11 protein-coding genes are annotated in these 14,515 nt (G+C 48.9%); 9 read left to right on the top strand and 2 right to left on the bottom strand.

The genetic code is table 11. The annotated features are described in order from the left end of the window. Window positions 1-204: 204 nt before the first annotated feature. On the top strand, window positions 205-2,259 hold the full coding sequence (locus HRU79_01970) for an acetate--CoA ligase family protein (GenBank protein ID QOJ25478.1): 2,055 nt from the start codon (window positions 205-207) through the stop codon (window positions 2,257-2,259). 339 nt (window positions 2,260-2,598) lie between these two features. Here HRU79_01970 and acnA read toward each other — a convergent pair whose 3' ends face one another. Beyond that, entirely contained in the window at window positions 2,599-5,373 is a 2,775-nt protein-coding gene (acnA, locus tag HRU79_01965; GenBank protein ID QOJ25477.1) for an aconitate hydratase AcnA, read from the bottom strand. Window positions 5,374-5,502: 129 nt separating this feature from the next. After that, window positions 5,503-6,558, bottom strand: a complete 1,056-nt coding sequence (locus HRU79_01960) for an NAD(P)-dependent oxidoreductase (GenBank protein ID QOJ25476.1) — start codon at window positions 6,556-6,558, stop codon at window positions 5,503-5,505. A gap of 210 nt (window positions 6,559-6,768) precedes the next feature. Here HRU79_01960 and HRU79_01955 point away from each other — a divergent pair, with 210 nt between their 5' ends. The 8 genes from HRU79_01955 (at window position 6,769) to HRU79_01920 (ending at window position 14,456) form a co-directional block, all read left to right on the top strand. Then, a complete protein-coding gene (locus HRU79_01955; protein ID QOJ25475.1) occupies window positions 6,769-7,398 on the top strand; it encodes a peroxiredoxin in 630 nt (209 codons plus the stop codon). Window positions 7,399-7,527: 129 nt separating this feature from the next. Further along, window positions 7,528-8,151 (top strand): methyltransferase domain-containing protein, encoded by a 624-nt coding sequence (locus HRU79_01950; protein QOJ25474.1) that lies wholly within the window; start codon window positions 7,528-7,530, stop codon window positions 8,149-8,151. A 17-nt stretch (window positions 8,152-8,168) separates the two neighbouring features. Continuing rightward, the gene (locus HRU79_01945) at window positions 8,169-8,501 is read left to right on the top strand and encodes a thioredoxin family protein (GenBank protein ID QOJ25473.1); all 333 of its coding nucleotides are present in this window, start codon (window positions 8,169-8,171) and stop codon (window positions 8,499-8,501) included. Window positions 8,502-8,556: 55 nt separating this feature from the next. Continuing rightward, a complete protein-coding gene (locus HRU79_01940) occupies window positions 8,557-9,057 on the top strand; it encodes a DinB family protein (GenBank protein QOJ25472.1) in 501 nt (166 codons plus the stop codon). A 100-nt stretch (window positions 9,058-9,157) separates the two neighbouring features. Further along, window positions 9,158-10,606 carry an MFS transporter gene (locus tag HRU79_01935; GenBank protein QOJ27242.1) on the top strand — a complete coding sequence of 483 codons (1,449 nt, stop codon included), beginning with the start codon at window positions 9,158-9,160 and terminating at the stop codon, window positions 10,604-10,606. Between the two features lie 165 nt (window positions 10,607-10,771). After that, entirely contained in the window at window positions 10,772-11,530 is a 759-nt protein-coding gene (locus HRU79_01930; GenBank protein ID QOJ25471.1) for a hypothetical protein, read from the top strand. A gap of 52 nt (window positions 11,531-11,582) precedes the next feature. Next, window positions 11,583-13,952 (top strand): exo-alpha-sialidase, encoded by a 2,370-nt coding sequence (locus HRU79_01925; GenBank protein QOJ25470.1) that lies wholly within the window; start codon window positions 11,583-11,585, stop codon window positions 13,950-13,952. Window positions 13,953-14,039: 87 nt separating this feature from the next. Beyond that, entirely contained in the window at window positions 14,040-14,456 is a 417-nt protein-coding gene (locus tag HRU79_01920; GenBank protein ID QOJ25469.1) for a hypothetical protein, read from the top strand. Window positions 14,457-14,515 lie beyond the last annotated feature (59 nt).

Raw genomic sequence — 14,515 nt, 5'->3', positions numbered from 1 at the left:
ACCACAGTTTTATGATGAAGAATTTAAACGTCGCGCCCTGGAGATGGTAGCTGCGGGACGGGGTGCGGGGGACGGGGGACGGGGGATGAGGGATGAGGGACGGGGGGGCCGCAGGCGTGGCAAATGGTATATTTACACTTCAATATTGACGTTGAATGACGCATAAAATCATAGTGAACATATCATTGTCAGGATAATAACAGAATGATTACCGATCAGCTGATAGAACCTCAAAGTATAGCCGTTGTCGGAGCTTCTGGAAACCCCTCGAAACCGGGTGGAAAGGTGCTAATCAATTTAATTGACGGTGGCTACAAGGGGACAATTTATGCGGTTAACAAAAAGCCTATTCAAATACAGGGGGCAACCCACTGCTACTCGGTTGACGACGTAGGCAAGATTGATCTTGCAATCCTGGCAATCCCTGCTGAGCAATGTATCGGTGCAGTGAAGACGTTGATTGCAAAGGGGGCTAAGGCCTTTATCGTGTATTCCGCCGGTTTTTCGGAAGCCGGACAGCATGGAATACACCTTGAAAAGCAGCTTGTGGAAATTGTGCGGAAAGCTAACGCCACAATGATAGGGCCTAACTGCATTGGCGTTCTGAACAAGCATTATAAAGGAGTGTTTACAACACCGATTCCGGAATTCGATTCCTCCGGATGCGAGCTTATCTCCAGCTCGGGTGCAACTGCCGTGTTTATCATGGAATCTGCACTCCTCACCGGGCTTCGGTTTTCGAATATCTATTCGATTGGTAATGCATCGCATACCGGTGTTGAAGATGTGCTGGAATACATGGACGTCAACTTCGATCCCGACAGTAGTCCACGGGTAAAGTTGTTGTACCTGGAAGAGATTAAAAATCCGTTTAAGTTTATTAAGCATACCGTTTCGCTGAGGAAGAAGGGCTGCCGGATAGCAGCAATAAAGTCAGGGTTTTCTGAGGCCGGCGGACGTGCGGCATCATCGCATACCGGTGCATTGGCAACGTCGGACACTGTTGTTCGCGCCCTATTTCGGAAATGTGGCATTGTGTATTGCAGCAGTCGTGACGAGCTTATTGCTGTGGCAAGCGTAATGCAGTCAAAGAAACTTGAGGGTGACAAACTGGCCGTCATTACTCATGCCGGTGGTTCGGCAGTGATGCTAACCGATGTATTAACGTCAAACGGACTCCAGGTTCCGTCATTCCCTGAACACGATACTGCAGATTTATTGGCAAAGCTGAATCCCGGATCGTCTGTTGCCAACCCGATTGACTTTCTGGCTACCGGCACTGCGGAGCAGCTTGGAGAGATCATCGATTTTTGTGAAATGTACGATACCATTAATGGCATGATTGTAGTGTTCGGAAGTCCGGGTTTGTTTAATGTTAAAAATGTGTATGAAACACTCGACGCCAGAATGCAGAGGTGTTCCAAGCCTATCTACCCGGTACTCCCTTCGTTGATTAATGCAGAAACCGAAATCAAGCAATTCTTGGCAAACGGTAGAGTAAACTTCCCGGATGAAGTAAACCTGGGCAAGGCACTGGCTCACGTTTACGTTTCTGAAAAAGTAAATTTTGATAAGGCAACTCTGCCTGAGATGGATCTGGTTGCCATCAGAGCCATCATCAACGCGGCACCGAACGGGTATGTTAGTGCTGAAACCGTTCGCGAACTTCTGGAGGCAGCAGGAATTGGACTGGTGCAGCAGCAGGTAGTGACGTCGGCCGACAGAGTTCCTCAGGCAGTCGAAAAGTTGCAGTTCCCTCTGGCAATGAAGGTTGTCGGTCCGGTACATAAAACCGAAGTTGGAGGCGTTGCCCTGAATGTTTCCAGTACCGGCGACGCACAGGAAGTGTTTGCAAGGCTGATGCAAATCACTGATGCAAAGGGAGTGCTGATACAGGAAATGGCATCGGGTGAAGAATTGTACTGTGGTGCAGTAAAAGAAGGAGACTTTGGGCACGTAGTCCTGTGCGGTCTCGGTGGTATATTTTTAGAGCTAATAGGCGACACGGCATCAGGCCTGGCTCCTCTGTCACGTCAGGAGGCAGAAATGATGATCGAATCCCTGAAGGGTTATGAGTTGTTTAAAGGTTACCGTAACCTCAAGCCCCTTAACAAAGACAAGTTCGTTGATGTGGTCATGAGAATTGGTGCTCTTGTACATGTTGCTCCCGAAATTGTAGAGCTGGATTTAAACCCCATTATGGCCAGTGAAACCAATATGGTTGTTGTTGACGCGCGGATTCGGGTAGAAAAGGCATAGGAGCATTGTGTTCTCTTGCCGTGCGAATATCACCGGGTGCATGGAGAACATCAAAGCATTGGGTACAAGGTAGTGACCGTCTGCCGGAACATCGTACAAGGCTGCACCCAGGTGTTCACCAGTGTACTGATTACTGGTCATGAAGCCATGCAGCCTTTCACGATTCTCTATTACTCATTCAACGTAACAGCAATTACTGTCGAAATTTATCAACGTCAAGGCTAATGCAGCCGGTCAGTCGAGCAGTGATGGTTGGTAGAGCGCCCCCCGGCACAACTAAGGTAGGGGAGGGGGCTATCCCATGCGCGGCTGTTACCGAAAGAGCTGATCTGAGTATCCTCAGCCTTTCAGGTACTGCCGGAGCACGTACTGAAGAATGCCTTGATTCTTGTAGTATTCAATCTCGATTGCAGAATCGAAACGTGCTTCAGTCGTAAAACTGGTTACTGTACCGCCGGGGTGAACTGCTGTTACATTCAGAATTTTGTGTGGTGTAAGATTGTCGGCAAGTCCGTGGATACTGAAGGTTTCCGTTCCGTCAAGGCCAATGGAGGATGCGCTTTCTCCGTTGGTAAACACAAGCGGTGCAATACCCATTCCCACCAGATTACTGCGGTGAATCCGTTCGAAGCTTTCTGCGATAACGGCCTTGACGCCCAGAAGATAGGTTCCTTTAGCCGCCCAGTCTCTGGATGAGCCTGAGCCGTACTCCTTCCCTGCCAGCACTATTAGCGGCGTACCGCCAGTTTTGTACTGCATGGCAACATCATAAACAGTTTTAACATCGCCTGTTGGTAAGTAGCGGCTAAAGCCCCCTTCCTTATCGGCAATTTTATTCTTAATGCGGACGTTGGCAAAGGTTCCGCGCATCATGACTTCGTGGTTGCCCCGGCGCGACCCGTACGAGTTAAAATGCTCCTTGCTGATGCCGTTCGCGAGGAGATAGGCGCCTGCTGCCGACGTTTCCTTAAATGCACCGGCCGGTGATATATGGTCGGTTGTTACCGAATCTCCCAGATACAGCAGGACTCGCGCACCGGTAATATCACTGATAGGTTCCGGTGTAGCTTTCAGGTTCTCAAAGAAGGGAGCTTCACGAATGTAGGTAGAGCTTGGATCCCACTGGTAGCTTTGGTCCGTGCTTACGGGCAGATCTTGCCAGTCTTCCGAGCCATCGAAAATAACGCTGTACACTTCGCTAAAGTCATCCTGCTTCAGGCACTCGTTGATTGTTGCCTGGATTTCTTCACGCGACGGCCATATGTCGCGTAGGTAAACAGGTTCGCCGTTCGGATCAAAGTCTATCGGATCCTCAATGATGTTAATATCAACCCGCCCTGCAAGTGCGTATGCAACAACCAACATTGGCGACATCAGGAAGTTCATTTTCACCTGAGGGTGAACACGTGCTTCGAAATTGCGATTGCCCGAAAGGACCGACGCAACAATCAGCTCTCCCTTGTCCACAGCGGTAGCGATTGCCGGAGGCAGAGGTCCCGAATTTCCAATACATGATGTACAACCGTACCCTACAGTATGGAATCGCAGTGCGTCAAGATCAACCTGTAAACCCGATCGCTCAAGATACCGCGTAACAACCTTCGATCCAGGAGCCAATGATGTTTTTACCCATGACTTTGTGCGTAATCCGCGTTCAACGGCTTTTCGGGCAAGCAGGCCCGCGCCTACCATGACCGCAGGGTTCGAGGTGTTGGTGCAGCTGGTGATTGCGGCAATCACGATGCTGCCGTCGCTGACAACAAACTCTTTATGCGGCTGCTTAATTCGCACCGAGTGATGAACGGTGTCGGTTATAACTTCTGAACGCACATCACCAGAAAGAGGGACCGTACCAAACGTGAATTCCGTGCCAGAGCCCCCTTCCTTCAACCACGCAGAATCACAGCGCTCTTCCTTGGGCTGATAATCACGGCTGTATTCATTTTTGAGAATATCCTGAAATTTGGTATTTAGATCCTTGGCAAAAATCTTGTCTTGCGGTCGTTTAGGCCCGGAAACGGTAGGCTCAAGAGTTGACAAGTCAAGTTCAACGATAGAGGAGTATTCAATGTTTTCGGTACCGTTGCGCCAGAGCATATTTTCTTTGCAATACGTTTCAACAATAGAAATCTGCTCTTCCGATCTGTTGGTGGAACGCATGTACTCAAGCGTTCTGTTGTCAATCGGGAAGTACGTAACCGTACATCCAAACTCGGGAGACATATTCCCGATGGTAGCCCGGTCAGTCACGGTAAGATTGTCCAGACCGTCGCCAAACACTTCAACGAACTTTCCAACTACCTTGGCTTGCCGAAGTATCTGAGCAATCGTTAGCACAAGGTCAGTTGCTGTACACTGGTCTGGAATTTTACCGGTTAACTTTAAACCAACAACTTCAGGACAGGTGAAGAAGATTGGCTGCCCCAACATGGCTGCTTCTGCTTCGATTCCTCCAACACCCCAGGCAATAATACCGATGCCGTTTACCATAGGTGTGTGGGAGTCGGTTCCTACCAGGGTGTCGGGGAAGAGGATACCGTCACGAGCAATAACACCCTTTGACAGGTATTCAAGGTTGACCTGGTGGCATATTCCCATTCCCGGTGGGACAACAGTAAAGTTCTTTAATCCTTTCTGCGCCCATTTCAGGAGCTCGTACCGCTCTCTATTGCGTTCAAATTCTAATTCAACATTTTTATTATACGAATAGTCAGTCCCGTAGTAATCAACCTGAACTGAGTGATCAATCACTAAGTCAACGGGAATGGCAGGATTAATCTTTTGTCCGTCCTTACCGTGCCGTACAAACTCGGCCCGAAGTGACGCCATATCAACAACGGCAGGTACTCCGGTAAAGTCCTGCATCAGGATCCGTGCCGGCATAAACGGAATGTCTTTGTCAACAGCCTGCGGAGTCCAGTCCATCAGGGTTTCTACATGTTCATCGGTAATGCTGAAGCCGTCATGATTTCGGAGTGCATTCTCTAACATGATTCGAATGCTGAATGGCAGGCGGTGGACGTTGTTTCCAAGGAGTTCTGCAAGTGAATAGTAGGTGTAGGTGATACCGTTAACAGTCAGACTTTTTTCGGCACTCTTTTTATAGTTCTTCATGATTGTTTCTCGGATAACTGACAACTCATACGTATGTTTTGGGGGAAGTTTTATAGTAGGCTGGAGTACAAAAATACGATTTCCCGTGGTCGGTCTGTCCTGTTGCTCTGTGACTTGTATGTTTGTTAGTCAGGCTTTCTGCATCATTCGTACTCTGTCGTCATGTGAGAAAAAGTGGTCAATACGCTCTTGATTCTTTTGCTTGTACGCCTGATACGGTTCGGACTGCCGCAGCAGAAGCCATTTGATTGGTTTACGAAACACGGTTGTGATCAGTTTGCGAACAGCCGGGATAGTTTTGGCTTGAGCTTGGAAGTATGAGGTTATCGTATGCCTGCGAAAATGAAGGATGTTTTCAAGATCGTCACCGTCAGCCAGACGTCCGCAGTGGAAATTTCTACTCGCAAAAGCAAATTCCGGAAAGTCAAGATCGCCCAGACCAAACATTTTAAACGATCGTGAAAGGAACTCACGGTACGGAAGGCAAGCCTGTTGGCCACCGCCCAGGTTGAAAATCCGGTATTCCAGCTGATTAGGAACGTCCAGGGCATTCACAAAGGCGCGGGCAGCGTCGTCTGCCGTACATATCTCGAATGTTGTGTCGAGCGGCATGTGGAACATAAGTATTGATAGTTTATGCCCACTCATGATGCCCGTTAGTCTGAAAATTGTCCAGCGCAGTGAACTGCTTTTTACGATGTTCTCGGCATCAACCTTCGACTGACCGTACACGTCGCCTTCGCTTACGGTCAGTGGATCGTTCACTGTGATGTTGGGTGTATGGAGCCGGTCTCCGTACACCGAAACCGAGGAGGCGAATACGAAGAAAATCCCCGGCGATGTTTGTTCCAGATGCCGTATCAGGTTTTGTGTTCCCTGGGTGTTTACTGCTCTGGTGAGGCTTTCATCGATGTCGGCAGCAGGTGGAATGATTGCAGCCAGATGAATGGCAGCGTTAATCCGTTCCGGGATTGTTGCGATATCTGCAGGATTTGAGATATCACCCCGGATCCAGTCTTCGTCGGCTATACCGGAAAACGAGGTGTTCTGCGGCTTTGGCATTTTATCAAAGACGATAATGCGGTAGTGCCGTCCAGACTGAAGAAGTTGTTGAACAACCTCACGGCCAACTGAGCCTGACGCTCCGGTGACAAGGATGATTAATGCTGAGGCTGGTGTGTTCATCAGAATCGTCCTATAAACGTTGTGGGAATGCGTTTGTCAGTTGTGTGAAGAGGCCAGTTGGTACAGTGAAATCTATGGAGCAGAATCTCAGAAATGTGTGCTGTTTGTCACTGAGGTTTTGCGCACCAATGGGTGCTGTTTGTACAATTTGGATGACATCGAATCGTTATCGGGTTTTTTCATTACCATCACTATTTGAATAGGGTCAACATGTCACTTGTCGGGAAAAAAGCGCCATCATTTACTGCTGCAGCAGTTGTTAATGGCGGCGAGGTAGTATCAGATTTTTCATTGGATCAGTATCTGGGTTCAAAGCATGTTGTGCTGTTTTTCTATCCAATGGACTTCACGTTTGTATGTCCGACTGAACTCCATGCGTTTCAGGATGCATTAAAAGAATTTGAATCACGGGGTGTAGCCGTTGTTGCATGCTCAACAGACACTGAACAGTCACATTGGGGCTGGTTGCAGGTACCGAAAGCTCAAGGCGGAATTCAGGGCGTAACCTATCCGATTGTTGCCGATACCAGCAAGACGATCTCGATGAATTACGAGGTCCTGGAGGGTGAGTATGAGGTTGACGAAAACGGAAGCATCGTTGCCACCGGATCCATGGTTGCTTATCGCGGTCTGTTTTTGATTGATAAAGAGGGTGTGATTCGACACATGCTTGTGAATGACATGCCCCTTGGGCGCAGTGTGGATGAGGCCCTGCGGGTAGTTGACGCATTGCAGTTTGTTGAAAAGCACGGTGAAGTATGTCCGGCGAACTGGTCGCAGGGCAAGAGCGCCATGAAGGCAACTCACAGCTCAACTGCCGAGTACCTGGCTAAGCAGTAAGCTTGGTTTTACGAAATTGTTACGAACGCATGGAGCAGGACGTTTCAACTTAATGATGCGTCCTGCTACGTTTTCACGGCGATTGAATCCGCTGGTAAGAAATTTTAGTAATGAATCCAATACAGGATTATGAGTGATACGGAGTTGAACAACGCTGCCGGTGTGCCCGGACGCGACCTTGATGCTGCCTTCTGGAATGAACGGTGGCGAACGGGTGAAACAGGTTGGGATGTTGGCTATGCCACTCCACCGATTAAAGAATACATACAGCAGTATGGAAATTGGGATGCCGCTATACTGATTCCTGGCTGCGGTAATGCGTACGAAGCAGAATATTTGTTGGAAAGGGGCTTCACCAATATTACACTGTTGGATATCTCGCACGAGGCTTGCTCACGGCTGAAGGATAAGTTTGCACACAGCTCTGCAGTCAATGTTATGTGTGGTGACTTTTTTTTACACACCGGGCAATATGATGTTATCATCGAGCAAACGTTTTTTTGTGCCCAGCTTCTTGAGCGTCGTACCGAATATGCACAAAAAGTTGCGTCACTCTTAAAACCCGGTGGCCGGCTTATTGGTGTATTGTTTAATCGTCAGTTCGACCGGCAGGGCCCACCATTCGGCGGTACTGCTGACGAATACACATCGGTATTTCAGCCGTATTTTACGATACATTCAATGGATCCGTGCTATAACAGCATTGGTCCGCGTACCGGTACAGAGTTGTTCATTAATATGCAGAAGAAGTAACTGAGAACAGATATTCGATGAGATTCGGTGTAATACCTGATAATGCAGATGCGAGGATGACAGCTGCCAGACCAGTCCTTTTGGAGTTCTCTACCGGGTGGTGTGGTTCTTGCCAAACCGTTGATGCTGTTATTCGGGCATGGGCCGAACAGGAGGGACGGTATTTCGATGTGGTTCGGATTGATGCAGAAGCCTATCCCGCAGTGACAAAGATTCACCATGTGTACAGCGTCCCTACGCTGATTTTGTTCCAATCTGGCGTTGAGTGTTGGCGGCATTCCGGTGTGCTTACCGTGCGAGAGCTCCGTGAGGCATTACGGCCATACAGTACCGGCAAACAGAAATCGTGATCGAAAAATACTATAGTTTATTAACAGTATTAAAAAATATTAAGGGATAAAAGATATGTCAGTTATAGAAACACTCATTTCAGAAATCGAATATGAGGCAGTCGGAACCGTTAAAATACTTGAGGGTATTCCGGAGGACAAGTTCGACTGGAAGCCCCATGCCAAGTCAATGTCGGTATATGGGCTGGCCAGACATATTGCCCGACTCGCTGCGTGGCCGGGCGTGATCGCATCTACCGATTCACTCGACCTGGCTGCAGGTGGTTCAGCCAGTCAGGAAGATCGCACGAAGGCAGATATCATCAGCGAGTTTAATAAAGGAACTGAAAAATCGATTGTTTCGCTTAAGTCCAGTACAGCGGAACAGCTTGCAAATTCGAGCTGGACACTTCGAAGTGGCGACCACGTCATATTTACGCTTCCCAAGCTGTCGGTGATCAGGTCAATGGGCATGAATCATGTGTACCATCACCGGGCACAGTTAGGCGTGTATCTGCGTTTGCTTGATGTTCCCGTTCCCGGACTGTACGGCCCAAGTGCCGACGAGCGAGCCTAAGCCTGCTCCTATCTGAAATTACACTGCAATACTAGCCGTGATCCAACTATCTGGTGGGCCTGCCATCCAGTCCGGTAAAGGCTGGATTCTTGCCGCACTCATGTGCACCATGATGCTGGCTGCCATGGATACAACCATTGTGTCAACGGCAATACCAAGCATTGTTGTCGACCTGGGCGGTTTTTCGCTGTTCAGCTGGGTGTATTCAGTGTACCTGTTAGCGCAAACTGTTACTATACCATTGTATGGTAAACTTGCTGACGTCTATGGTCGGAAACCGGTATTACTGTGGGGGACATTCGTATTTCTTGTTGGATCGGTTGCTTCGGGTGCATCATGGAACATGATGTCGCTGATTGCATTCAGGGACCTTCAGGGGCTTGGTGCCGGTTCGATTCTGGCAACGGTTAACACGATTGCCGGCGACATCTACACCGTTCAGGAGCGTGCTACAATTCAGGGCTGGTTGTCGAGTGTGTGGGGTATTGCCGCGATTGCGGGTCCTGCCATTGGAGGGTTATTTGCTCAGTACGGTATTTGGCGCTGGATCTTTTATATCAACGTTCCAATTGGCATCACAGCATTGATTTTGTTGATCGTGTTTTTCAATGAACATGTTGAATCTCGTGAGCACTACATCAACGGCCGCGGAATTGCGATTATGACGCTCTCCGGTGTCTCGGTGATATTCACTCTAATGCAAACGGGACAAATATGGGCCGTTGCATCGTATCAGACGTTAATCATGGTTATGATATCGGTAGGTCTCATTATCATTACCGTCAGAACCGAGCAACGAAGTCCCGAGCCAATTCTTCCGGGCTGGATTTGGAAGAACCGCGTGTTACTTGGTGCTAACCTCGCGATTGTCTGCATGGGGGCAATGATGCTTGGACCAAACATGTATTTGCCTGTATATGCTCAATCAGTAATGGGGCAGGGGGCTTTGGCGGCAGGTTTTATCCTTGCAAGCATGAGTATCGGGTGGCCGGTTGCATCGTCGTACTCAGGCAGGCTGTATCTGCGAATAGGTTTTCGCAGCACCGCCCTTATTGGCGCATCGATAGTTTTTGCAGCATCAGTTGGCTTTGTTCTGATACCCTTTAACTCGCCGGTGTACTGGGTTGTGTTGGACCAGGTTATGTTGGGCGTTGGTTTTGGGTTATTGTCAACGCCAACAATTGTTGGTGTGCAATCAGTTGTTGCATGGCAGCAGCGCGGTGTAGTCACTGGCGTCCATATCTTTTCTCGATATATAGGTCAAAGTATTGGTGCCGCCGTCCTTGGCGGCATCTTTAATATCTCGTTGCAGCAGGAACTACACCGGGCACCTCGTACGTTGCAGTCGCAGTTGCCAACAAACCTAAACTTATTGCTTGATGTAATGCTGCATCCGGGTACGTCTAACGCTATACATGAATACCTCCAACTCACTTTCTATGGGGCAACACAAACAGTGTATATTGCGATGGCATGTATTGGAATCCTTGTGATTTTGTTTTTACTGCTGCAACCCGCAGGCGGATGGACCGTTAATGAGGAGATGTAGGGGCACTTGGAAAACTGGGAATAATGTCGTATAATGGCCCAAATCAGTTTGTCCATTATTGGGAAGGACGTGTGATGAACTCTCTCTCTCTCTCTCTCTCTCTCTGAGAGTCGTGTATTCCGGAAGTGGCCGACGGTAGCGGCCCGAATCATTCTAATGCTGGTTATGATACCTGCTCTTCATGTTGCAGCAGTGGCTGATGACCCAAATACGGTAGTTGATCCAATCTGTGCATGGCCCCCGGCCGACCCTGAGTGTGAAGATTCAGTGTTGCCATATCCTGTATTTCGAGCTTATCAGAAGGAGTTCTATGTACCGGTTTCAGCGATGCCACCGTGCAGCGTCAAGGTGAAGGTGTTCGGTAGTAAGCGTTGTAATGATTTTGAGCTTGGGGATCTTTGGTGGATGGATGATTTTAGTCCTCCGGGATGTATGACAAGAGAACAGCTCTTCCAGAGCTATTCCTACGGGAACTTGATTGATGCAATACAGCGGGAATTTAATAAACTGCTGGCTATAGAATCGGAAACGAAAGTACCTCCAAAGCAAATTCCTACATGTCCAAACGTTAGAACGTATCGTTCCGGCGTTGCGTCACCGTGTAGGAAGGCAATGGTGTACTGGACGTACTCAACGAATTTTGTATCGGTTTCATCGGATCCGGGGTATGTTGGGATTGAATACGATCCAACCAAGCCATGGTCGTGGTACGAGGCTCAAAAACCATTAGGATCCACAAATGTACAGGTGGTGATGGAGATCTGTAAGGAGGCGGGCTGCTGCATGAGACTGGTGAACGTGTGTAAAGGCGAAGCTGGAGAAGTGATCGTGTTGGCAGGTGAATTTATCTCCGATCCCATCAGCTGCTGGACGTATCCCATTGACCCGAACTGCAATGTTATCTGGTGTAATCAGTGGTGGTAACTAACGATAACGTATCCCAATTGACTAATATGAAACCCTGAAAGGTACCTGTATGAAACAGCTATGCGCGTGTGCCGTGTATTGCATCTGCGCTGTTGCAGTTACAACGGCGGTGTCGGCACAAGTTCTGGAACGCTTGAGCGGCTTCGGCTTTACCGGTGACTGGTATCAGACCAAGCCGGTGTCGGACAATGAGTACATTATTGTAGCCGGCAGTGGTACGCTGATTTGTTGGAATGTGGAAGAGCGCACCTTTGTGAAGCAATCTGTGTTACAATGCCGTGCTCTGACCTCGTTTACTTCAGCTAATGGGATGTGGTATCTCGGGACAGCCTACGGCGAGATACTGTCGTCCGGAAACAGAGGTGAGACTTGGGACGAAGTAGGCAATGTTGGTGCATGGATATCGGATTTGCAGGCTATTGGTGGCACGGTTTATGGGATTTCGTACAGTGGAGATGTGTTTATTTACGATGAGCTGACAGGGAAGCTGAACATTACTCTGCAGCGGCAGGACAGACAGTTTACCTGTCTTGATGTCAACGGCCCGGTAATCACTGTTGCAGGCACGAAGGGTGTAATCGTTCAAAGTCAGGACGGCGGCACCAACTGGGAGACTCTGCAGTCTGACACTGCTAACCGAATTACTGCAATCTGCCGGGTGGATGATACAACGCTGGTGTTCGGTGGGACTGCCACGCGGTTGTGGACGTCGGATGACAACGGACGGACAATGGCTCATCGAACCGTACTAAGCTGGACGTATTATACCGAGGAGGGAATACCGGGCGTGAAGTATGACCCAATCAATAGCATTATCTATTATCACAACAAACTGATGGCTGTGGGGAGTATGCCAACGAGATTAGGGTTGTTGCCGCGCTACGGCATCTACGTGTCAACCAATTCCGGTAACTACTGGAAACAGTATGAGCTGCCTGAAACCCCGATAGATCTTCCTGCGCGGTTTCAGTTTGCCAATGCCATCCTGCCCAGACCGGATGGCTCAGTGTATGTTGTAGAACCGGGCTGGGATGAACCGGGTTCGATCAGAATTTCATGGCTTGCACCCGACCTGACTCCGAGTGTTGATACCATGTTTTTCCAACAAAATTTAATGTTTACTGAAAAAACGAGCAATTTGCAGAAAAGCGGGAGTGAAGCCGTTGCAGGCGCATATCAGTGGCAGAACAATCAACTACACAGGCTTATATTCACGGACACTGACCCGGACGTGTATGGTGAACACCGTTTAACTGTCATTCAAAACAGCACTGACCGGGGCTTGTCCTGGACCACCACTGGCGAGCTGGTCACACCCCAGCGAATCAAGTGGTGGCACGTGGCAACCGACAGGATTTATCTGTGTATGGGCCTGCGGGAGAACAAAGGAATACCGGACCGTGTAGCAATGTCCACCGACGGAGGCGCGACGTTTACGTTTTCTCCGTCGCTCCCACGCCTAATGGAATCGGCGGTGGGTGACGAGCAGGGGCGACAGCTTGTGATGTTTTGCCGGAATAATGATACGGTTGGACAGGAGATACAGAAGGGAATGTTGTTTGACCTGCAACCGGACGGAACCTGTACTCGAATTGAGCTCCCAAAACTGGCACAGCGATTTTCAATTAACACCCCGTTGGTGTACAATGATTCACTGTACGTACCTGTTTGGGAGTTTGACACCAGCGGTAAGGTGAAACATTCCTGGATCATTTCAAATTCGTTACCACTGACCACCTGGAACATACGGCCCATCCCGTTTTCATTCGAGAACTTAAAACCATTTTACCAAATGGGTATTTGGGCCGTAACCAAACGCTATATCTATCTAAACTCAGGTGAGCTACGTGTAGCAACCTATGATTTGGAAACCGAAACTGTAACTGAAGAAAACGTTTGGCCTGAAATTGATCTAACGGATCCATGGACCACTACGAGGTATTTTGACCTATTTACGGCAACAGATAATTATCTGTTTTACTCGCTCGGCAGAATCCTGAGAATGCGTTCCAAGTCAGAGACGCAATGGCACACCGTCTCACGGTGCTCTGATGGTGCTCCCCCTTCGGGAAGCATCGGTGCTATCATTCCGATGGATTCTGTAAGCATGTTTATCGGATGTTCTTATGCAATGTATTGGCTTCGACTTGATGGTACCAACACGTCGGTCGCCGAACGTCCGCTTCCGGTAAACGAGGTGCGTGGCGTCGTGCTTCGGCACAGTCAGCCGGTGGATCTACATCCATCTACAATTAACGCAACATTATACACTGCGAACGGCGAAGCTGTAGCCGCGACTGCGCGCAACGGAAATACTAACACAGAGTTTCGGGTACCGTTTGCGGCCTCCGGCGTGTATTACCTGGTAGAAGTCACCAACAATGAGCATCTCGTCACCCGGGTCATGATAATGCCGTAGCTTATGCACGTACCGCTGTCTGATTAAGCACTCCCAAAGGTTATCCGTATCCTCCCTCTGCCAGGAGCATATTCGTATTTTTGTGGTATGAAGAAGCTCATGATTTATGCGCCTTTACCGATCATTCTCTTGGCGTTTGTAATTGCTGTTCTGCAAACCTCCGCAAAAACCATTCGCGTACTGTTTATCGGTAACAGCTATACTGCCGTGAACAACCTGCCTGAGGTTGTAAAACAGGTTACACAATCAGCTGGTAACGATATTGAATATCAGGCAAGTATTCCTGGCGGAACAACTCTGTGGCAGCATACAACAAACCCGGTAACGCTACAGCTACTGCAGGAAGGGAATTGGGATTTCGTGGTTCTGCAGGAACAAAGTCAGATTCCGTCATTCCCTGACGGACAGGTGGAACAGGAGTTTTTTCCGCACGTGATAACAATGGACAGCCTGATTCATGCGTATTCACCATGTGCTAAGACGGTTTTCTATGTAACCTGGTGACGCAAGTTTGGAGATCCTGTTAACGCAGGTTTCTTTCCACCGCTGGCTACGTACGAGGG

The sequence above is a fragment of the Ignavibacteria bacterium genome, assembly GCA_015709655.1.
In the GTDB taxonomy this organism is placed as follows: domain Bacteria; phylum Bacteroidota; class Ignavibacteria; order Kapaibacteriales; family Kapaibacteriaceae; genus OLB6.
This window is presented reverse-complemented; position numbering and strand designations above follow the sequence as displayed.